General features: G+C 44.7%; 20 protein-coding genes and 2 pseudogenes. 18 read left to right on the forward strand and 4 right to left on the reverse strand.

Features of this window, described 5'->3' with window-relative positions; genetic code table 11:
• The first annotated feature begins 3 nt into the window (after positions 1 to 3).
• The 7 genes and pseudogenes from DX073_RS10200 (at position 4) to DX073_RS10230 (ending at position 4,079) form a co-directional block, all read left to right on the forward strand.
• Positions 4 to 390: an Imm8 family immunity protein gene (locus DX073_RS10200; RefSeq protein WP_147279719.1), complete on the forward strand. Its 387-nt coding sequence runs from the start codon at positions 4 to 6 to the stop codon at positions 388 to 390.
• Between the two features lie 64 nt (positions 391 to 454).
• Positions 455 to 1,762: pseudogene (aroA, locus tag DX073_RS10205) on the forward strand (3-phosphoshikimate 1-carboxyvinyltransferase); the annotation flags it as partial.
• Positions 1,762 to 2,160 carry a type II toxin-antitoxin system VapC family toxin gene (locus tag DX073_RS10210; RefSeq protein ID WP_115007955.1) on the forward strand — a complete coding sequence of 133 codons (399 nt, stop codon included), beginning with the start codon at positions 1,762 to 1,764 and terminating at the stop codon, positions 2,158 to 2,160. The pseudogene aroA and the gene DX073_RS10210, both read left to right, overlap by 1 nt.
• A gap of 1 nt (position 2,161) precedes the next feature.
• Positions 2,162 to 2,392: a hypothetical protein gene (locus tag DX073_RS10215; protein WP_115007956.1), complete on the forward strand. Its 231-nt coding sequence runs from the start codon at positions 2,162 to 2,164 to the stop codon at positions 2,390 to 2,392.
• The gene (rarD, locus tag DX073_RS10220) at positions 2,392 to 3,279 is read left to right on the forward strand and encodes an EamA family transporter RarD (RefSeq protein ID WP_404932941.1); all 888 of its coding nucleotides are present in this window, start codon (positions 2,392 to 2,394) and stop codon (positions 3,277 to 3,279) included. The genes DX073_RS10215 and rarD overlap by 1 nt, the downstream gene beginning before the upstream one ends.
• On the forward strand, positions 3,276 to 3,635 hold the full coding sequence (folB, locus tag DX073_RS10225) for a dihydroneopterin aldolase (protein ID WP_115007958.1): 360 nt from the start codon (positions 3,276 to 3,278) through the stop codon (positions 3,633 to 3,635). Before rarD ends, folB begins: the two co-directional genes overlap by 4 nt.
• 15 nt (positions 3,636 to 3,650) lie before the next feature.
• Positions 3,651 to 4,079 carry a 2-amino-4-hydroxy-6-hydroxymethyldihydropteridine diphosphokinase gene (locus DX073_RS10230; RefSeq protein ID WP_115007959.1) on the forward strand — a complete coding sequence of 143 codons (429 nt, stop codon included), beginning with the start codon at positions 3,651 to 3,653 and terminating at the stop codon, positions 4,077 to 4,079.
• A gap of 174 nt (positions 4,080 to 4,253) precedes the next feature.
• Here the strand turns inward: DX073_RS10230 and DX073_RS10235 are convergent, their stop codons facing one another.
• Both DX073_RS10235 and DX073_RS10240 read right to left on the reverse strand, forming a co-directional pair.
• The gene (locus tag DX073_RS10235) at positions 4,254 to 5,549 is read right to left on the reverse strand and encodes a DUF2868 domain-containing protein (protein ID WP_115007960.1); all 1,296 of its coding nucleotides are present in this window, start codon (positions 5,547 to 5,549) and stop codon (positions 4,254 to 4,256) included.
• Between the two features lie 16 nt (positions 5,550 to 5,565).
• On the reverse strand, positions 5,566 to 6,396 hold the full coding sequence (locus tag DX073_RS10240; RefSeq protein ID WP_115007961.1) for an RnfABCDGE type electron transport complex subunit B: 831 nt from the start codon (positions 6,394 to 6,396) through the stop codon (positions 5,566 to 5,568).
• Between the two features lie 170 nt (positions 6,397 to 6,566).
• On the opposite strand from DX073_RS10240, the gene argC reads away from it, so the two are divergent.
• Both argC and DX073_RS10250 read left to right on the forward strand, forming a co-directional pair.
• Positions 6,567 to 7,649 carry an N-acetyl-gamma-glutamyl-phosphate reductase gene (argC, locus tag DX073_RS10245; protein ID WP_115007962.1) on the forward strand — a complete coding sequence of 361 codons (1,083 nt, stop codon included), beginning with the start codon at positions 6,567 to 6,569 and terminating at the stop codon, positions 7,647 to 7,649.
• A gap of 85 nt (positions 7,650 to 7,734) precedes the next feature.
• Positions 7,735 to 7,947 carry a heavy-metal-associated domain-containing protein gene (locus DX073_RS10250; protein ID WP_062498173.1) on the forward strand — a complete coding sequence of 71 codons (213 nt, stop codon included), beginning with the start codon at positions 7,735 to 7,737 and terminating at the stop codon, positions 7,945 to 7,947.
• Positions 7,948 to 8,009: 62 nt separating this feature from the next.
• Here the strand turns inward: DX073_RS10250 and DX073_RS10255 are convergent, their stop codons facing one another.
• A complete protein-coding gene (locus DX073_RS10255; protein ID WP_181814426.1) occupies positions 8,010 to 8,630 on the reverse strand; it encodes a histidine phosphatase family protein in 621 nt (206 codons plus the stop codon).
• 65 nt (positions 8,631 to 8,695) lie between these two features.
• Positions 8,696 to 9,691, reverse strand: a complete 996-nt coding sequence (locus DX073_RS10260; protein WP_115007964.1) for an adenosine kinase — start codon at positions 9,689 to 9,691, stop codon at positions 8,696 to 8,698.
• A 133-nt stretch (positions 9,692 to 9,824) separates the two neighbouring features.
• Between DX073_RS10260 and rlmN the strand changes: the two genes are divergently transcribed.
• The 9 genes and pseudogenes from rlmN to bamB all read left to right on the forward strand — a co-directional run bounded on the left by rlmN (position 9,825) and on the right by bamB (position 20,166).
• Positions 9,825 to 11,012: a dual-specificity RNA methyltransferase RlmN gene (gene rlmN, locus DX073_RS10265; RefSeq protein WP_115007965.1), complete on the forward strand. Its 1,188-nt coding sequence runs from the start codon at positions 9,825 to 9,827 to the stop codon at positions 11,010 to 11,012.
• A gap of 219 nt (positions 11,013 to 11,231) precedes the next feature.
• Complete coding sequence (gene pilW, locus DX073_RS10270) at positions 11,232 to 12,059, forward strand: type IV pilus biogenesis/stability protein PilW (protein ID WP_115007966.1); 828 nt, start codon at positions 11,232 to 11,234, stop codon at positions 12,057 to 12,059.
• Complete coding sequence (locus tag DX073_RS10275; protein WP_115007967.1) at positions 12,056 to 12,865, forward strand: helix-turn-helix domain-containing protein; 810 nt, start codon at positions 12,056 to 12,058, stop codon at positions 12,863 to 12,865. Before pilW ends, DX073_RS10275 begins: the two co-directional genes overlap by 4 nt.
• A 10-nt stretch (positions 12,866 to 12,875) precedes the next feature.
• Positions 12,876 to 13,994: a flavodoxin-dependent (E)-4-hydroxy-3-methylbut-2-enyl-diphosphate synthase gene (gene ispG / locus DX073_RS10280; protein WP_115007968.1), complete on the forward strand. Its 1,119-nt coding sequence runs from the start codon at positions 12,876 to 12,878 to the stop codon at positions 13,992 to 13,994.
• A gap of 135 nt (positions 13,995 to 14,129) precedes the next feature.
• Entirely contained in the window at positions 14,130 to 14,804 is a 675-nt protein-coding gene (locus DX073_RS10285) for a YceI family protein (RefSeq protein ID WP_115007969.1), read from the forward strand.
• Positions 14,805 to 14,986: 182 nt separating this feature from the next.
• Positions 14,987 to 15,823, forward strand: coding sequence for a substrate-binding periplasmic protein (locus DX073_RS10290; RefSeq protein ID WP_115007970.1), 837 nt, complete (start codon positions 14,987 to 14,989; stop codon positions 15,821 to 15,823).
• Positions 15,824 to 16,027: 204 nt separating this feature from the next.
• Positions 16,028 to 17,296: pseudogene (gene hisS / locus DX073_RS10295) on the forward strand (histidine--tRNA ligase); the annotation flags it as partial.
• Positions 17,297 to 17,904: 608 nt separating this feature from the next.
• Complete coding sequence (locus DX073_RS10300) at positions 17,905 to 18,705, forward strand: YfgM family protein (protein WP_115007972.1); 801 nt, start codon at positions 17,905 to 17,907, stop codon at positions 18,703 to 18,705.
• Between the two features lie 282 nt (positions 18,706 to 18,987).
• Entirely contained in the window at positions 18,988 to 20,166 is a 1,179-nt protein-coding gene (gene bamB / locus DX073_RS10305; RefSeq protein ID WP_115007973.1) for an outer membrane protein assembly factor BamB, read from the forward strand.
• Positions 20,167 to 20,211 lie beyond the last annotated feature (45 nt).

Consider the following 20,211-nt stretch of genomic DNA (forward strand, 5'->3'; position numbering starts at 1 on the left):
CAGTTGCTACACATTGAACAAATTTTTAAAATGAAAGCAGAAATCAAAGAAATTTTAGAAACTGAAAATTTTGGCTATTTAAAGGATTATTATCCTGAAAATCCCAATGATTTTTGTATCAATATTAGTATGGAAATTGGTATATTTGGTCAAGAAGGTACGGATTATTTTTATACCAGTATTTGTTCTTTTGATTATTTAAATCAATTAAAAGGACAGCAAAAAACTTTTCATCAAAGAGAGTTGATAATTATGGAAAAATATGATTATCAAGCCATTATGGCACATTTAAATCGCATTGTTACAATGTATGATGAAAATGATTGGCATACTTTGGCAAATCAATTAAACAAATATTTTTTGTGGGAATTTGATGATTATCGCCCTTAGATGAATTTTTTAACTAACTATTTTATTTGAACGGAAAAACCCTATGAAATACAAACTCACCCCAAGCAACACTTTTACAGGCACACATAAAGTCGCTCCTGACAAATCCATTTCGCACCGCTGTATTATGTTTGGTTCTTTGGCAAATGGCGTAACTCGTGTTACGAATTTCCTAGAAGGCGAAGACGCACTCTCAACCCTACAAGCCTTTAAAGATATGGGCGTACGGATAGACCGAGATGGCGATAAGGTAACGATTTATGGCGTGGGAATGCACGGACTAAAAGCCCCCGCCAAACCGCTTGATATGGGCAACTCTGGCACAAGTATGAGGCTACTGGCTGGGATTTTGTCCGCTCAGAGCTTTGACAGCACGATGATTGGCGACCCAAGCCTATCCAAACGCCCAATGGAGCGAGTCGCCAAACCCTTACGCCAAATGGGGGCGGTTGTGGCGACCACAGGCGAGCGTGGCACACCGCCAATCACAATCACAGGCAATCAGACCCTAAATGCCATCACTTATGATATGCCTATGGCGTCCGCTCAGGTCAAATCCTGCCTGCTTTTGGCAGGTCTATGGGCAGATGGCGAGACGGTGGTGGTAGAGCCAGAGATTACACGAGACCACACCGAGCGAATGCTGACCGCTTTTGGTTATGAGGTTAAGGTTACGCCTATGGGGCACGGCAACGAAATCCGTGTCAAGGGCGGTGGGGAGCTTGTGGCGTGTGATATTGAAGTGCCTGCAGATATTTCAAGCAGTGCGTTTTTTATGGTGGCAGGTCTGATAGCAGGGCGTGGCGATGTGGTGCTACCTAAGGTGGGTATCAATCCGACCAGAACAGGGGTCATTGATATTTTACGCCTGATGGGGGCGGATATAACGCTTAAAAATCAAACAATGGTTGGTGGCGAGCCTGTGGCTGACATTTGTGTCAAATCAAGTCAATTACACGGCATTGAGATTCCTTTGCACCTTGTACCGCTGGCGATTGATGAATTTCCTGTGATTTTTGTGGCAAGTGCCTGTGCGACTGGCAAGACCATTTTGCGTGGGGCAGAAGAGCTTAGAGTCAAAGAATCTGACCGCATTCAAGTCATGGCGGACGGTCTTGCCACGCTTGGCATTGATTGCACGGTGCTTGATGACGGCATTGAGATTGTCGGGCGTGGCGGACACGAATTTGTGTTTGGTGGTGGGGAGATTGAATCGCACCACGACCATAGAATTGCAATGAGCTTTGCGGTAGCGAGCCTGCGAGCGTCTGATGAGATTGTGATTAACGGCACAGAAACGGTGGCGACAAGTTTTCCGAATTTTGCCAAGTTGGTAAAAGAAGCGGGGCTGAATTTGGAAGTGGTTGAATAATGAAAAATATCATTGTTGATGCCAATATTTTGATTGCAATTGGATTGAATTTTTCTGAAAAACCGACCATTATTCAAGGGACAAAAGGGGCAAATTTATTTGCTCCGATTGTATTGCCTTTTGAAATTGGCAACGCATTATCAGCAATGGTTAAAAGAGAGCAAATCCAAATTGATGAAGCGAATGAATGTTGGCAAACCATACAATCTTTTCCTGTGCAATTATTAAAATTTGATATGCAACAAGCAATTAACCTTGCTTTTGCCAACAATAGTTATGCCTACGACGCTTATTATTTGCAATTGGCATTAGAAACTGGATTTTCTTTATTTACCTTTGATAAGAAAATGCAAAATATTGCCAATTCTTTATCCATTCCCTTAATAGAAGGAAAATAATATGCAAACTTTATCTGTACAAAATTTTCAAAAATCTTTTAATGAAATCATTCACATTGCCAAAAAAGAACCAATAGAGGTGAGTGCTGATGATGGTACAGTTTTTGTTTTTCAAATAAAAAAAGAATTTTACGAACAAAAATCGCCCCTTGATGTTGAAGGTGTAAAAACCAAAAAACAACTTTGTATGGCGGATTTGATGAGTGCGGTTGAAGAAAGCCGAAATCGATAATTAAAAAAATGCAAACCAATCAACAAAAAGGCATAGTATTAGGATTAACCGCCTATTTTATTTGGAGTTTATTTCCATTTTATTTTAAGGAGTTAAGTCATTATCATGCCATAGAAGTCATCGGTCATCGTTTAATTTGGACTTGTGTGCTTTTATTGTTATTTCTAATCCTCAAAAAACATTGGCAAGCCATCACGCTCATTAAGCAAAACCCCAAAATCATTTTTTGGACTTTTATTTCAGGTGTGCTGATTGCAATTAATTGGCTCACTTATGTATGGGCGGTGGGGCATGATAGGATTATCGATGCCAGTTTGGGTTATTTTATCAGTCCTTTAATGGGGGTGGCATTATCATTTTTTATTTTAAAAGAGCGACTTAGACCCTTACAATTCTTGGCGATTGCTTTGGCATTTATTGCGGTATTTATTCAAGTGGTAATGCTTGGATTTTTACCCATTGTGTCTTTATTATTGGCACTAAGCTTTGCATTTTATGGGCTGATGCAAAAACGCACGCCACTTGACAGTATTTCGGCATTGTTTTTGGAAACTGCCATGCTTGTGCCATTTTGTGTGGTGTGGTTTATGACTCATGATGTGCCAAGCAGTGAACCATCATTTTGGGTATCCCATGATATTTGGCTATTAATGCTCGCAGGCCCTATTACTTTAATTCCGTTATTATTATATAATCAATCCACCAAACTCGTGAATTTTAATACCCTAAGTTTCATGCAATATATTACGCCCACATCAGTATTTATGATTGCGGTGTTTTATTATCATGAACCCATTGACAGTAAAAGACTGCTGGTATTTGGACTAATTTGGCTTGGGCTTATCATATTTAGTATTGATATTTTAAAACATAGGAAGTCATCATGAATGATATTGTGTTTATTAAATCCTTAGAAATAAATACGCTCATCGGTGTCTATGATTGGGAGCGAGCCATTAAACAATCACTGGTAATAGATTGTGAAATGGTGTGCGACATGACACAGGCAAGCCAGACTGATGATGTGGCGTATGCCATCAATTATAAAACGGTGTGCGAAGACATAGAACGGCTATGCCACAAGATACAGGCGAAGTTATTGGAAAAACTTGCCGAAGAGATTTGTACATACTTGCTCGCCCATTATCCTTGCCAAACCATTACGCTTACCATTCATAAGCCCAATGCCATAAAACAAGCCGAAAGCGTGGGCGTAAAAATCATTCGCCATAAATCTGCATAAGTATTTTAATTAAAAATGATACGCCAATATATCATCGCCTTAGGCAGTAATCATGATAGCCAGATGAGTTTTAAAATCGCCCTTGATGAATTAAAGTCATGGGGCGATGTGGACTTGTCGTCTGTAATCATTGGTAAAGATTTTACAGGCAAAACAGAACTCATCTATCATAATGCCGTGATAATGATAAAGTTATACAAGCCGATGAATTATGATGAATTTAATGGCGTATTAAAAAACATAGAAACACAATGCGGACGAGAGCAGGATAATTTAAAAAAGGACAGTTTAAAAAAAGTGACTATTTTAAAAGTGCCTATGGATTTGGATATTTTGGCGTATTATGAAAATGATGAATGGTTTATTATTAAAAAACGCTTGCCCTTTAAAAATCATGAAAAAACGGGACTGATTGAAATCGCCCCGTTTTTATTAATTGATTAATTGGTATTGTTAATTAACCATACCTTTGGGTATATTTGTAGGGGAAAATCACATTTGCCCTGTGATAAAGTGTTGATTTTTGGGCGAATGTAATTCGCCCCTACACGTCCAAATTTTAGAATATATCTTTATTGAACAATACCGATTAATTAATTTACGAATAAAACCAATTCATCAATTTATCTGGTCAACATTTCGCTCATTTAATGCGTCTCGCCATTCATTGACATAACCGCCACTGTGTAAGATTTTGACAATCACGCCATAATCGCTATTTTGGCGAATCAAATCTACTTTGCGAAGTACGCCCCTATCAGGCAGGATACGGCAGTCCACGCCGAGTAGGATTTGGGCGTGTAGGGTGCTGGCGATTTGGGTGAGATACAGCACGTCTTCTTTGGTATCAACCGCCCCTAAGTTTTTGACATCATCGGTCAGTCCGTGCCATAGCTCATCATCGCTTGCCCACTCTAAGGTTGCCACGACTTTTTTGTGAGTGCTAAGGGCGGTTTTGGTGGGTGTTGGCGTGCGTGGGGTGAAGTCGTCTTTATCAACAATGGTTTGGTTAAAGGTGCGAAGTAAGTTTTCGTAATAATATAAATTGGGATCAATGGCAAAACGCTCACGGGCATTAAAATGGCACAGCAGGTAAGCACACAGGCGGGGTATCATGCCATAGACCACCACGGACAACATCATGAGTGTGGCAAGGCGAGCAGGGGGAACATCGCCCCGAGATAGGCTGATTTGGCTGGGTAGTTCAAAACCAAACAGGCTCGGCACAAAGCCCAAACCCTTTAAAATCATGGCAAAATGGCTTTGGGATAACAGCGTGGACTCCCACATAAAGGCATAGCTTTTGAACAAAAACAGCATGAGCAGGGCAAGCACACTGCCTGCCAAGCCACAGAGCCACGCCTTGTGAATGACTTTGCCGATTTGCCATGCGGTGTTTTTTTGAAATTCTTCTTGATAGATGTCAAAGGCTTCACTTTCTATGGCGGATTTGGGGCGAAGTCGGTCTAGTATGCCATAAATACCAGAATAGCGGTTGGGGTTGTTTAGCCTCACAAACCACAAAATAAGCGTAACCGTATGCCAGCCGAGCAGTCCAAGCAGTACATAGAAAAAATTAACCACGTGCGTGCTAAGCAGTCCAAGCACGCCCACAAACCCGACCACGAACGAGATACCTGCATAGAGCCTGCCGACACCCTTCACCAAAAAATCGCCTTTGTGCAGGGCGGTTTGTAAGTCGCCTTGACTGTCCATGAGCGTGGCACGATAGATGAGCTTATCGGTGGGCGTGCCGTCTGATGAGCGAGCAAGGTCGGTGGCAACTTTGGGGTCGGTGGCAAAGATAAAGCCTGACTTCTCTAAGCGTCTGACTAGGTCAAGCTGTTTGTGCGTGGCAGGGTCTATCTCATGGGCATTACCCAGATTTTCTAGGCGAATATTTTCTAATGACATGGCGTGGCTCGTGGGGTTATTGCTCTAATTCTCGCAATTTCTGCGTTAAATTGTCAAGTTCATCTTGTATGGCAGGGTTGTTTTTTACGCTTAGCTGTTTGGTGAGTTTTTTGATTTGGGTGCGGATTTTGGCAAGTTCAATGGCGTTTTTGGCAGTGTCTTTGTCCATGGGCGTGCCACTTGGCTCGCTCATGACGTTCGCCATGACCGACTCAACCGAGCTGACCACAGGTTTGGTGCCGTCCGTGATACTTTGGGCGACACGGTCAAGATGGCGATGATAGCGAGTGCGTAGATGTGCCTGCTCGTCCGCTCGCCCCTCTGCCGTGATGGTGCGTGGGTGTACTTCTAGGCGAATGCAGTCCACAGGACAGGGCGGTAGGCACAGCTTGCACCCTGTGCATAGGTCGGTTAAGATGGTGTGCATGTGCTTGGCGGTGCCGATGATGGCGTCCACAGGGCAGACAGGGATACATTTGGTGCAGCCGATACAGTCGTTCTCATTGATGATGGCTCGTACCTCCACGGGGCGGTCGGTGGCAGGGTCGGTTGCCCATTTGCTGGCAGTGGCGCTCAGGGTGGGGCGTGGGTCGCCATGCTCGGCAAGCACCGTGCTAATGGCGTCCGTTACCGCTTGACCACCCGGCACGCATAAGTTGTGAGGCTCGCCACGCACCGCCACGCCATAGGCATAGGGCAGACAGCCGTCTGGGTGTCCGCACAGACCGCACTGGGTCTGGGGCAAAAGTTCGTCTATTTGCTGGACGATGATTTTTTGGGTGGGGGTCAGGCGGTCAAGGGCTAAGGTGTTAAATAAAATCGGTAGGCAGGCTAAGCGGTCATTCATGGCGACAGGCTGTGAATAAAAGGGGTATTATAACAAGTTTTGGCAGGTTGTGCGAATTTGTGATTGGTGTGTGGCAGGCGTGATGTTAAATGTTGGATTTTATTTGCCAAAAGGAGTAAAATTCTTTATAATCCAAGGGTTTATTCAATGATTTTTATTTAGGAAAGCCCATGTCAAAAATTAACGTTGCCATCATCGGCGGTACAGGCTATACAGGCGTTGAGTTGATACGTCTGTTATCACGCCACCCCCATATTAATATCAGCCACTTGACTTCTCGCAGTGAAAAGGGGCGGGCGGTGAGTGAGATTTTCCCGAGCCTGCTTGGTGTGTGCGATGTTGTGTACAGTGATATGACGGATGATGTCATGGGCGAGATTGGCAAGGCGTGCGATGTTGTGTTTTTTGCCACGCCACACGGGGTCGCCATGAGTCATACGCCACGCCTTATCGCACAAGGGGTGAAGGTCATTGATTTGGGGGCGGATTTTCGTTTGCAGGATTTGAGCGAGTTTGGCAAATGGTATGGTTTGGAGCATATCTGCCCTGATGTGTTGGCCGAAGCGGTGTATGGCTTGCCTGAGATTCACCGTGAAAAAATCAAATCCGCCAAGGTCATCGCCAACCCTGGTTGCTATCCCACCACCGCCATTTTGGGGTTAAAACCTGTGATAGGCACCCAAAACAGTGCGGATAAACCGTTGATTTTGCCAAACATTATCATTGATGCCAAATCGGGCGTATCGGGGGCAGGACGTAATGCCAAGATGAACCTGCTATTTAGTGAATTATCCGACAATTTCTCTGCCTATGGCGTGGCAGGTCATCGCCATACCCCTGAGATAAGCCAAGGCGTGCATCTGTTCTTAGGGTCTAAATTTACCCAAAAAGTGCGGTTTGTCCCTCACCTTGTACCGATGATTCGGGGCATGTTTAGTACCATTCATCTGACCTTAACCGATGACGGTAAGGCGTTAAATTGGCAAGAGATTTTTGAAAAAACGTATCAAAACGAGCCATTTGTGGACGTGCTTGCCAAAGGAGTGCTCCCTGATACCCGTTCGGTGCGAGCGTCCAACCGCCTAAAAATCGCCGTTCATCAAGATGATGATGCCTTGACCGTGCTGGTCGTCCAAGATAATTTAGTGAAAGGAGCGAGCGGTCAAGCGGTGCAAAACATGAATATCCTGTGCGGATTTGATGAGATGTGCGGATTGGGTGTGGAGTTTGGCGGTTGTGCGGTTGTGCCTTGAAAAATATGTGTTTATCCCAACATAAAACACACCACTTGATTTTAGCGGTTTAATTTACCAATTTAATTTAACAAAGGAGCGTATCATGGCAGTTGAAACCCTAACCCTAAAAGTCTTTGGCATGACCTGTGATGGCTGTGTGCAAAGCGTGCATAACGCCATTAATGACATTGCAGGCGTGCAAAACGTGGAAGTCAATCTGCCCCTTGAACAAGCCGTCATTGAATATGACGACACCCAAGTGGATAAGATTGAGCTGATTCGTGCGGTAGAAGACGCAGGATTTAGTACGACCTAAGATAAATATAGACATAAATAAAAGGCTAATCCTATGGGTTAGTCTTTTTTATACGTTAGGGATTAGGCAATCCATGCCAGATTTTTGACATTATCCGCCACGTCTAACCGATACAGTACGGTGTTATGCATGGGCATGGCGGTCTGAAAAGCACGAAATCGCCTTATGTCGCCACTATCACGCACAGGCAGATTCATGAGCCGATAGGCAAGCAGTCCAAGCCAAATCCCATGCCCAAAAAACAGCGTATTATCATTAAATTCATCAATCCTACCGATGAATGTGTCAACACGCCCCATAAACTCGCCAAAGCTGTCCGCTCCCACGCCATGCCTATCATCTAGTCCCGCCGTTTGCCACCAGTTGGCATTCATCAGACGGCGTGCGTCCATCGAGATGTCTTTGATGGCATCAAAGGCAAGGGTATTTAACTCATCAAGCAGGTCAAGTGTGCTTGCGGTCATGTTATAGTGCCGACAAAATGGCAGGGCGGTCTGCTGTGTGCGAAGCATGGCAGAATGATAAATGTGGCTTGGGCGTATACCCATCTGTTGCCAATGAGTAAGGCGGTCTTTGGCTTGAGTGTGTCCTTTTTCGGTCAAAGGAATATCAGCATTGGGCAGGGGCGTGCCACCAGCGTTGGCAAGGCTTTCGCCATGACGGATAAAATATAGACTTTTCATGGTGTTTGTACCTATTAAAAAAGCGGAACTTTGCCCGCCTTTTAGATTCATATCAAATTTTAGATTTATCCCAAAACCGTCTGTTTAATCAAGCCATACTCCGCTTTGGGCAGTCTTGCCCCAAACTGGCTCACCACACGGCTTGCCACTGCTCCTGCCAATGCCACGCACGCCTGATAATCCGCCCCTTGTGCTAAGGCGTACAAGAACGCCCCTGCAAAGTTATCGCCTGCCCCGTTGGTATCCACCACGTCCGCAGGTGGGACATCATACAGGCGAACGCTGTCTTTGTCTGCCACGGTAGTGGGGTTTGCTCCGTTGGTGATGACGACTACTTTGGCGTGATTTAGCAGGGCATGAACCGCCCGAATGTCATCATCTGTCTCGGCAAAGAGTTTGGCTTCGTCCATGTTGCAAAAAATCATGTCCACACCGTCAGAAAGCCACGACATCACACCGTCTTTGGCAAAGCGAACTACTGCAGGGTCGGCAAAGCTCACCACGATTTTGACCCCTTGTGCTTTGGCGGTTTGGCACAGTTTGCCAATGGCATTTTGTACGGACGGAGTCATGGCAAGATAGCCTTCTAGGTATAGGTATTTTGCCCCAGCCAACACATCAAAATCCACGTTCGTCTCGTCAATGTCGCCACTTACCGCCAGATTGGTCTGCATGGTGCGTTCGCCGTCAGCGGTAACTAATACTGCACAAGTACCGGTCGCCCCTACCACTTCGGCTTTACTACCGTCTATCGTCACGCCCATATTTGCCATGTCGGATAGATAGAACGCCCCACGTTTGTCATGCCCCACTCGGCAGTTATAAAAAGACGTGCCACCCAATGCTGAAAAGCACGCCACCGTGTTGCCTGCCGAACCGCCCCCTGCTTGCTTGGCGGGGGTCAGCCCATGCGTGTTTAAAATGTCAAATAGGGCGGTCTGCTCGTCTGTGCTAGCAAGAGTCATGTTGCTTTTGGTGAGTCCTGTTTGGGTCAAAATCTCATCGGTGAGTTTAAATTCGGTATCAAGAAGAGCGTTACCAATGGCGACAAGTTGGTACATGGGGTTTCCTTATGATTTAGAAAATGAAAAACGCCATTATAACAAAATTTGCCAAAATTGCCTGTTAAATTCATGACTTTATCAGATTTTTTTTGTATAATAAGCGGTTAATTTTTTAAAATAAAACAATACCATGACCGCCAAAATTCCTGTGATTCACACGCCCGACACGCCAAACACCGACCAAAAAACCAATCTTTTGGGTATGTCAAAAGAGGAACTCTCCCAATTTTTTGTAGCTATGGGCGAAAAGGCATTCCGTGCCACGCAGGTGATGAAATGGATTTATCAGTTTGGCGTTACCGACTTTTTTGAGATGACCAACCTATCCAAAGCCTTGCAAGCCAAGCTCGACAAAGTGGCGTGCGTTGTGCCACCCACGGTCAAATTCAAGCAGTTTAGCGAGGACGGCACTCGCAAATGGGTGTTTGAAGTGGCGGGCGGTTCGCTTGTTGAGACGGTGCTAATCCCTGCCGAAGATGGCAAGCAGTTTGGGCGTAAGACCTTGTGCGTGTCTAGTCAAGTCGGCTGTGCGTTGGACTGCTCATTTTGTAGTACAGGCAAACAAGGCTTTGAGCGGGATTTGACCGCCAGCGAGATTATCGGACAGTTGTGGGTTGCCAATCAGTCCTATATGCAAGGCGTTGCCCCAACTGAGCGTGAAAACCGTGTTACCAATGTTGTCATGATGGGCATGGGTGAGCCACTGTTAAACTACGAGCCTGTCGTGGCGAGCATGAGCCTCATGCTTGATGACCATGCCTTTGGCTTATCCAAACGCCGTGTTACACTCTCCACGTCTGGCATCGTGCCAAAAATGTATGACCTTGCCAAGGACATTGATGTGGCTCTTGCCATCAGTTTGCACGCTCCTAATGACGAACTGCGTAACGAGCTTGTGCCTATCAATAAAAAGTACCCGTTGGCAGAGCTTATCCGTGCCGCCAAAGCCTACGTCTATGATGAAAACCCCCGCCACAAAAAGCACGTTACCATTGAATATGTCATGCTACACGGGGTCAATGACAGCGATAAACACGCTCATGAATTGGTGGCGTTACTGGCGGATTTGCCAAGTAAAATCAACTTAATTCCCTTTAATCCTTTTCCGCACGCTCCTTATGGACGTTCTAGCAATAACCGCATTCATGCGTTTAGTAATATCCTAAATCAAGCAGGCTTTGTCTGCACCGTCCGCCAAACTCGTGGCGATGACATTGATGCAGCGTGCGGTCAGCTTGTCGGACAAGTGGCGGACAGAACACGGCGAGCCAAAAAATGGCAAGAGAGTATCCAAAAACGTCAAGACCAAAAAGCGTGATGGTTTAAAAATACGATGAAATAACAAGATTTTGGTAGGAAAAAGGCAAAAATATTGGCAAAAATCATTGATAATTGTTAGAATGGCGATTATTTGTCCGCTGTATTTGTTCAATGCCAAATAAGTATGTAAGTTTTGGGGTTGTCAGTATGGATTTGACGCCCTACTTAGGTTAAGACAAAACGGTTAATTTTAAATCATAGTCATTATGGTAAAGTCATGAAATATTTAGTCATTCCTGTGCTATTGACCGCCTTATTGGCAGGATGTCAGAGTACCTCACAAAGTTCGAGTACGGTTTATCAAGGCACTGACCCATCACAGCGTAAACGTGATAAGTCTGAGCTTGCCCAAGCACGTACTGCTCTGGCGGGACAGTTTATCGCTCAAAGACAGCTTGATGCCGCCAAAAGACAGCTTGATGAAGCGTTAGAGGCGGACAGCCGTTATGCTCCCGCCTATGACATGATGGGCAATCTACTTAGAATAGAGGGCAGTCCTAGCAATGTCGCCAAAGCTGATGAGTATTTTAAAAAGGCGATTAGCCTAGACCCTGAGTTTACCCAAGCACGCAACAACTATGGCGTGTATCTGTCAGAGCGTGGGCGTTACCAAGAGGCAATAGAGCAATTTAATATCGCAGGGGGCACGCTCGGCTACCGTAACCGTGCGGGAGCCCTTGAAAATCTTGGGCTGACTTATTTAAAAATGAATAACCCAGCAGCGGCAGAAGTAGCCTTTAATAAGGCGATGGAAACTGAGCGTGGTACAGTCGTGGCAAAGATGGAGATGATTGACATTCTCATCAATAGACGTGAGTCTCTAAAAGCCAAAGAGTATTTTGAGGATTTAAAGAGTTTATCCCAAATGCATGGTCAGCCCATGCCACCACGTCTGATATACCAAGGCATTCGTCTAAATATTTTACAAAACAATCACCAAGAGATTCAGCGGTTGTCCAGTCAGCTTTTGTCGCAGTATCCGCTGTCCGATGAAGCAAAAAAACTAAAACAATGGCTAAATAACCCAACGGGAGCATTAAAGTGAGTCAAACCAACGACAAACCAACATCAAACACAGGTTTTGGCGGTAAATTAAGAAGTGCCAGAACATCTCGGGGTTACTCACTAGATGCAGTGGCAGGCGAGCTCAACATTCTAAAACGCCATGTGCAGGCGATGGAAGAAGAAAACTTTGATGCCCTGCCCCAATTTGCATTTGCTCGGGGTTTTGTGGTGAACTATGCTAAGTTTTTGGAACTTGATGCCGATGAGTTTGCCCGAGAGTTTGAAAGCATCTATCCTGAGAGCAAACGCACCAAGCGTGTTGAGGACATCAAAGCACCACTGGCACCCATGGGTACCATTGAGCGTGGGCGTGGGGGCATGCGATTTAATCCATGGCTCATTGCAGGGGTGATTGCTTTGGTGATTTTTGGGTTTGTGCTATTAAAAATCATATCTAGTGCAGTGGGTAAATCAGATGAGACCAATCCAACGACCCAAACACAAGTGCTAAGCCCGAGCGAACAAGCCCAAGGAGCGGCAGTCGGGGCATCGGGTTCGGCATTAAACCTAGGTACAAATGATGGCGAGCCTACTACCCAAGCTGTGACAGGACAAGGCGTGATTGATATTTGGTCAAAGGGTGATGTGAATATCAAAATCACCGACAAAAATGATAACGTACTCATGCAGGGCTTGCAGTCTCGTGGCGGTTATCAGTTAAAGGGCGAAACACCCTTTACCATTGAAATTGACAATCCTGCTCAGGTGGATTTAAACTTCAACCAACGCCCCATTCGCTTGGGCGAGCATACCCAAAACGGCAAAGCCACTCTAACCCTACAATAAGCGAGTCATCATGAGCCATCACAGCCCCATCAAACGCCGTCCCACTCGCCAAATCATGGTTGGCAATGTCGCCATCGGTGGTAACGCTCCCATTAGCGTACAGAGCATGACCAACACCAACACTTGCGATGTGGATGCCACAGTCGCCCAGATACAACGCTGTGTGGACGCAGGGGCGGACTTGATGAGGGTCTCCACGCCTACTATGGAGAGTGTGGAGGCATTCGCCCAAATCAAAAGACAGGTAAACATTCCGCTCATTGCTGACATTCATTTTGATTACAAAATCGCCCTAGCGGTGGCGGACGCAGGGGCGGACTGCTTACGCATTAACCCTGGTAATATCGGCAATGACCAAAAGGTGCGTGAAGTGGTGGCTTGTGCTCGCCACCATAACGTGCCTATCCGTATCGGGGTCAATGCAGGTTCGCTTGAAAAAGATTTACAAAAAAAATATGGCGAACCGACAGGACAAGCCATGTTGGAGTCGGCATTACGTCATATTGATATTTTAGAAAAACTAAATTTTCAAGACTACAAAATCTCAGTCAAGGCGTCTAACGTTTTTTTGACCCTAGATGCTTATCGGCTTATCTCGGCAGAGGTGGACTGCCCGTTGCATTTGGGCGTTACCGAGGCTGGCGTGTATCGTACAGGCACGGTCAAATCCGCCATTGCCCTAGGTGGGCTTTTGCTTGACGGCATTGGCGACACCATGCGGATATCCTTGGCAAGTCCGCCTGAGGAGGAGATTAAAATCGGTTTTGATATTTTAAAATCGCTAAACATTCGCTCCAATGGCGTAAACTTTATCGCTTGTCCGTCCTGTAGTCGTCAAGAATTTGACGTGATTAAGGTCATGAACGAGCTAGAATCTCGCCTAGAAGACATCAGAGAACCGCTTGATGTGTCCGTCATCGGCTGTAAGGTCAATGGACCGGGGGAGGCTAAGGAAGCGACCATTGGCGTGGTGGGGGCAAGCCCCAATTCGCTCGTGTATAAAATGGGACAAAAAAGCCATTTGATTGATACCAAAAATCTAGTGGACGAAATAGAGCAAATGGTGCGTGAAAAAGCCAAAGAGTTGGCAGACAAGCGAGCCAATGAGATTATTAGAGTGGCTCAATAAAATTGTCATTTGGTATTTTAACGTATGCTTGTATTTTGCATTTGTTAATGATGGGTATTCTCCGATACATAAATGTTCTTGCCGACTTTAATAGATTATTTTTTTTAATTTTATGTTTTTATATGAGGTAATGTGATGAAACATACTTTTGTTTTGGGTCTTCTGATCCTATCATTTGGTATGCATGGTTGTGCCAAAGAAGAAAATTTTGCCGAACAGCCTGCTGTGGAGAGTAACCCCCCCCCGCACGGTGTCCAAATGGCAGAAAAGTCAAATGAACTATCCTTTTGGATTTTAGATGAGGCAGACATTAGGTTTTATAGCACAAAGACCGATAAGGATGACAATGATATTGTTGAGGAGGGTGTTTTTAATACCTATTTTGGCTATTTGGATAAGCAAGGTAACCTAAAAATGGAGATAGAGCTTGACAGTGTTGAAACTGACATCTCTATCAGAAACCAAAGAATTAAAGAATGGCTTTTTGAGACAGAGAGATTTCCAAAAGTGGAGATTCAATCTCAAATAGATTATGACTGGATAAATACTCTTGGTGTTCATAAAGAAGTAAGTAAAGTGCAACCACTGACCATTTCTTTTCATGGTAAGACAATACAAACCGAGGCGTCTCTTAAAATCATAAAGTTGGATAATAATACAATAAATGTGATGACACAGGAGCCTATTCACTTAAATCTGCTAGAACTTGAAATGATGCAAGGCTTAAATAGCTTAACAGAGGTGATGAATTTAAAGAGCATTGGTTATTTGGTGCCAGTCAAATTTCAAGGCATATTTAAGAAACCTTAAATGATATTTATCAAATCATACATAAAATGACTTTGCATTTAATTGGCTATATTGATATAAAATCTTACGCCTTAATAGCACCCAGGATAATAACGCAAATCAATCATAAAGATGATTTGTAAATGCTTATCTCGTATTTGTGTTTGTGTATTTAATGGCTTTTACTTCTTGGAATTTATTTTATGAAAAAAAATATTTTATCATTCATGACAGTTTTATCATGTTCTTTATTAATGTTTGCTTGCTCAAATTCTGACAATTCATTAAAGAATGATGAAAATAAACAATCAGGTATTAATAGTAATGTTAGTACCACTCAAAAATCATCTTTTGATGTTAAAGTTGGTCTTATGTCGTCTTCAACTGGCAATGCGCCAGTTATTTTTATTAACGAAAAGGGAGATATTCAGGGTTTTGAGTACGATATTTTAAAAGAAATAGATAAACGTTCTGATTATAATTTTCAATATGAATATCAGCCAAGAGATGACCTTTTCAATCGCATGAATAATAAAGAGATAGATATTATCGCAGGTATTGAGATTAGTGAGCAACGAATTCAAAAATATAATATGACCAACTCTTATTTGGATGTTTATCCGATAACTTTGCTAAGTAAAAATCCAAAAATAAAGAAATTGGAGGATATTGGGAAAAATTCAACAGCTGTTAAAGAAGATTCAATGCAAACCACATTTGCAATTGTCAAAGATTATGAAAATAATTATGACGATGCTAACATAGACTATACAGTCAGTGATTGGATTTCTGTACAGACTCTTTTAAGAGATGATGCTCAGATTGCAATTGGCAATTCTGTTGTCATACCTTATTTTTATTCAAAATATTCAACAAAAAAAGACCCTTTGTATTTTTCGATTGATTATGACTATCCGCAAGAATCTTATGGATTTTTGATAAACAAAGAAGATGTGGATATGATGAATGACATAAATAAGCACATTTTAGATATGAAAAGTGATGGCACTTATCAAAAGATATTTAAAAAGTGGTTTTAGTTTTTAACTAATAACAAAAATGATGTTAATCTAAATTGAGCTACTCTCTGCAAAATGAAAAAGTGCTACGCTTTCTATTCATGGCGAGCTTGTAAAACCATAGAAGAAACCGAATTTTTGATAAGCTTAGGGTGAATGGTTTGTGTAGTAAAATTTAATTTTGCTAGCTGTATCTTTTTGATAAAACTGACTTAGGAAAAAAACATGAGTAAACTTACCGCCATTCGTGGCTTTAATGACATTTTACCCACTGATACCGCCAAATGGCGAGCGGTGGAGAGTGTTTTGACCCAAGTGCTAGACGGTTATGGGTTTAGCCAAATCCGCCTGCCCATGGTGGAGGAGACCGACCTGTTCGCCCGTGGCGTGGGCGAGGCGACCGACATTGTCGAAAAAGAGATGTTTGGCGTGGTGCATGGCAACCAAAATACAGGCAAAGACGAGAATGAAAAATCGTTCACGCTCCGCCCAGAGGGGACAGCAGGGTGCGTGCGTGCGGTGGTGGAGCATAATCTGACCCGTGGCGACACGCCAAAACTGTGGTACATGGGGGCGATGTTCCGCTATGAGCGTCCGCAAAAGGGACGTTATCGCCAGTTTACTCAGCTTGGGGTAGAGAGCATTGGCTCGCCCCTGCCTGACGCTGATGCCGAGCTGATTGCGATGACGGCGATGATGTGGAAATGCCTTGGTATTGATGAGCATGTAACGCTGCAGCTCAACACATTGGGCGAGGCTCATGAACGTATCGCTTATAAGACGGCATTGGTTGAGTATCTGACTGCTCATTTTGATGGGCTAGATGACGACAGCCAACGCCGTGTGAGTACCAACCCCTTGCGAGTGCTTGACAGCAAAGATGAGCAAACACAGGCGATTTTGCTTGGGGCTCCGAAGTTGTCCGACTTTTTGGGCGATGAGAGTCGTTTACATTTTGAGCAGGTGCAAAACTACCTGCACACGCTTGGCATTGATTTTGAGATTAACGAAAAGCTCGTGCGTGGGCTTGACTACTATAATAAAACCGTTTTTGAATGGGTAACGGACAAACTTGGCTCACAGGCGACGGTGTGCGGTGGTGGGCGTTATGACGGGCTTGTTGGCATTGTCAAGGGTAAGCCTGAGCAGAGCGAGCCTGCGGTGGGCTTTGCCATGGGGCTTGAACGCTTGATGTTACTCATGGAAACTGTCAATCCGATTGCCGATACTGCCGACTGCGATGTGTTTGTCGTGGCAAGCGAAAACGTGTATATGAATGCCGTGCTATATGCCAATGAGCTACGCACGCACCGCCCAAATATGCGTGTCAAAATGGCGTCCGCCACTAGCCTAAAATCACAAATGAAAAAGGCGGACAAGTCGGGGGCAAAATTTACCGTGATTATCGGTGATGATGAAGTTGCCAATCAAACCGTGTCGATCAAAAATATGGCGACAGGGGAGCAAAGGTCGTTTGATGTGGACGATGTGTTTTTTGATTTTGGCTTTATTGGTGAAAGCCTATTTGCTCAGTGGGAAGAAAAAACAGGCACGACATTGCCAAAAAGGTTTGAAGAATTTGAAAACTTTACCAAAGAATACGCCGACTTTGCCGAAGGGGTGTATTTGACAGAAGATTTTGACAAAGACACTGTCAAGGCGTGGATTGACCAAGAAGACGGGGAATTTGTTGAAAAGATTCATATCTTTGCCAATGCCAATGGCACGGGGAGCGAATATGCCTTTTGGCAAAAAGATGATGAGACAGACCTTGAAAATGCCCCAATCGTGGTATTGGGCGATGAAGGCGGACTTCATGTTGTCGCCCAAAACTTTGATGAATGGCTAAGTCTTTTGTCGCTTGACAGTGAAATTTATGTGGATTGGGAAGAGGCGGGCTTCGCCCAAATGAGCGATGAAGAAAAAGAAGAGTACGGCGACAATCCAAGCGAGTTTGCCGATGAGTATCGTTCTTGGCTTGACGAGCAGGGGCTAAGTGCCATTGATTTTGATGAGGCGGACAAGATTGTCCAAAACGCCCAAGCCAACCATGGCGATGACTTTTTGGCGTGGTGCAACCAATTTTTTGATGAAGAGTGATTATGACAGAATTAGTAACGACAGATAAGCAAGCCATGAATGCTCTAAAAAAGCACGGCAACAAAATCGTGTGGGCAGTGATTTTGGTATTGGCAGGATATTTTGGCTGGGATTTTTATCAAAAAAACTATGCCAAAATTGACACCGTGGCAGCCGATAGCTACACGCTAATCACCGAGAAAAATGATGCGTTTGTCCATCAAGCCGATAAAGAAGCATTAGCCAGGGACCAACAGGCTTTGTTTGCAGATATTGATAAATTGGTGGCGAACCATGGCAAGACCGCTTATGCATGGCAGGCTCTCATGATAAAGGCGCGCCATCAGTCGGATAACGGTCAGTACACCGAGGCGGCGACAACCCTAAAACAGGCAAGTCAGATAAACTTGGATGATGAGGGGCTGACCGCAATCACTCAGCTAAGACTGGGGCAGTCGCTATTGGCGGCAGGTAATGCTGATGAGGCTTTGACGGTGGTCAATGGTGAGTTTCCTAAGGCGTTCGAGAGTTCAAAGCAAGAACTACTGGGCGATATTTACGTCTTAAAAAATGAGGATGACAATGCCAAGCAAGCCTATCAGCTGGCGTGGGATGGACTGACCGAGCGTGGCGAGAGTCGCTCACTGCTTAGCCTAAAAATGCAAGCACTGGGCATGACCCCAACGCCCATCACGCCCAAACACCAAGTAGTGGCAACGCCAGTCCAAACTGATGCGGACGTGACAAGTGCCAATGCCCAAACAGTGGGTGCAAATGATGTACTGTCAAATGAGAATGAGACTGTGCAGGGCGGCGGCGAGTGATGACACAAAGTGGCAATACAAACACACCATTTATCAACTCATGATAAACAAAACTTTGCTAAAATTAATGCGTTTTAACTGATACACCCAAGAGACTTTAAAATCACTACAAACGCAATGATGTTTGGATGTAGGGGCGTGCTGTGCACGCCTTGTGTAGTAATGTTATCAAAGGGTGTGCTCAGCACACCCCTACAAACCCGTGGTAGATATCAAGTTGTTTGGGTGTATATCAACCACAATCAAATCTAAACCAAATACAGAAATCAAATAAGGATTCGCATGAAACACATCACCAAACCTTTGGCTGTGGCAAGTGTGGCGGTATTGGCACTGACTGCCACAGGTTGCGACCGTTTTAGTCGCAGTAAAACCCCTGAGAACAAACCTGCCAAACTGGTCAAGATTGATAATGAAGTGGCAGTCTTAAATAAAGTTGCCAGTTTTTCATTGCCCCAAACAGGTGGGCGTTTTAAGGGTACCAATGTCAATAAAAAAGACGTGGCAGACTTGCAGGTGGCTTCTGTGGGTGATATGCTCATCGCTGCCAGTCGTACGGGTGTGGTCAGTGCCTTTACTGGTAATGCTCAGACATGGTCGGTAAATGTTGGCGATGTCATCAGCAGTGGCGTGGCAACCGATGGTCGGCTTGTGGTGGTTGGCACTCGCTCGGGTAAGGTGGTGGCACTCGATGGCACGACAGGGAGTGTGGTGTGGGAGCGAAGCTTGCCTAGCTCGTCACTTGCTCCTGCCCTTATTGGCAGTGGTCGTGTGATGGTCTCTGCCAATGACGGCGTGATTTATGCTCTAAATGCCAGTGATGGCAGTCAAGTGTGGCAGTTTAGTACCCAAAACCCTGCCGTCAGTGTGCGTGGTGTGGCAACACCCATCAGCCTAGATGCTAACACGGCACTATTTGGCACAGCAGATGGGCGTATTCATGCCATCAACCCACAGGCAGGTACACCGTTGTGGACACGTCGGGTAGGGCGTGCAGTCGGTGGCAGTCAAGTCCACCGCATGAGCGATGTTGATGGCACGCCATTGGTAGTAGGTCAATATCTGTATGTACCAAGTTATAGTGGGCAGTTGACTGGGTTTGACATGAGTGCAGGACGTACTCTATTTGTCAGCGAGCTTGCCAGCACCAAATCTCCTGCTCTGCTGGGTAATCAGCTCATTGGCACAAGCATTCATGGCGATGTGGTTGCCTTTAATGCGATGACAGGCGATGTTTTGTGGGAGAATAATGAACTCAAATACCGCCGTCTGACCAATCCTATCGTCATTGGCAGTCATGTGGCGGTGGGCGATTTGGACGGTGTGGTGCATGTTTTTGATAACACAGGCAGAATCATCAGTCGTACAAATACCAAAGGACAGCTAACCAGTTTGCAAGTGATAGAAAACCGCTTATACACCCAAAGCAGTGAGGGCGTGGTTGCGGTGTGGCAGTTTTGATAATTGACTGAAAAGTTGTAAGTCCAAAAAATAAAAAAGCCAATG

Origin of the sequence: Moraxella lacunata (assembly GCF_900453205.1) — a bacterium.
GTDB lineage: Bacteria > Pseudomonadota > Gammaproteobacteria > Pseudomonadales > Moraxellaceae > Moraxella > Moraxella lacunata_B.

Bases quoted from the DNA above. Each gene is read 5' to 3' on its own strand.
- DX073_RS10215 (WP_115007956.1), top strand. From the start codon at position 2,162: ATGCAAACTTTATCTGTACAAAATTTTCAAAAATCTTTTAATGAAATC.
- DX073_RS10250 (WP_062498173.1), top strand. From the start codon at position 7,735: ATGGCAGTTGAAACCCTAACCCTAAAAGTCTTTGGCATGACCTGTGAT.
- DX073_RS10210 (WP_115007955.1), top strand. From the start codon at position 1,762: ATGAAAAATATCATTGTTGATGCCAATATTTTGATTGCAATTGGATTG.
- folB (WP_115007958.1), top strand. From the start codon at position 3,276: ATGAATGATATTGTGTTTATTAAATCCTTAGAAATAAATACGCTCATC.
- DX073_RS10240 (WP_115007961.1), bottom strand. From the start codon at position 6,396: ATGAATGACCGCTTAGCCTGCCTACCGATTTTATTTAACACCTTAGCC.
- DX073_RS10255 (WP_181814426.1), bottom strand. From the start codon at position 8,630: ATGAAAAGTCTATATTTTATCCGTCATGGCGAAAGCCTTGCCAACGCT.
- DX073_RS10235 (WP_115007960.1), bottom strand. From the start codon at position 5,549: ATGTCATTAGAAAATATTCGCCTAGAAAATCTGGGTAATGCCCATGAG.
- rlmN (WP_115007965.1), top strand. From the start codon at position 9,825: ATGACCGCCAAAATTCCTGTGATTCACACGCCCGACACGCCAAACACC.
- argC (WP_115007962.1), top strand. From the start codon at position 6,567: ATGTCAAAAATTAACGTTGCCATCATCGGCGGTACAGGCTATACAGGC.
- ispG (WP_115007968.1), top strand. From the start codon at position 12,876: ATGAGCCATCACAGCCCCATCAAACGCCGTCCCACTCGCCAAATCATG.
- DX073_RS10300 (WP_115007972.1), top strand. From the start codon at position 17,905: ATGACAGAATTAGTAACGACAGATAAGCAAGCCATGAATGCTCTAAAA.
- pilW (WP_115007966.1), top strand. From the start codon at position 11,232: ATGAAATATTTAGTCATTCCTGTGCTATTGACCGCCTTATTGGCAGGA.
- bamB (WP_115007973.1), top strand. From the start codon at position 18,988: ATGAAACACATCACCAAACCTTTGGCTGTGGCAAGTGTGGCGGTATTG.
- DX073_RS10230 (WP_115007959.1), top strand. From the start codon at position 3,651: ATGATACGCCAATATATCATCGCCTTAGGCAGTAATCATGATAGCCAG.
- DX073_RS10285 (WP_115007969.1), top strand. From the start codon at position 14,130: ATGAAACATACTTTTGTTTTGGGTCTTCTGATCCTATCATTTGGTATG.
- DX073_RS10260 (WP_115007964.1), bottom strand. From the start codon at position 9,691: ATGTACCAACTTGTCGCCATTGGTAACGCTCTTCTTGATACCGAATTT.
- DX073_RS10290 (WP_115007970.1), top strand. From the start codon at position 14,987: ATGAAAAAAAATATTTTATCATTCATGACAGTTTTATCATGTTCTTTA.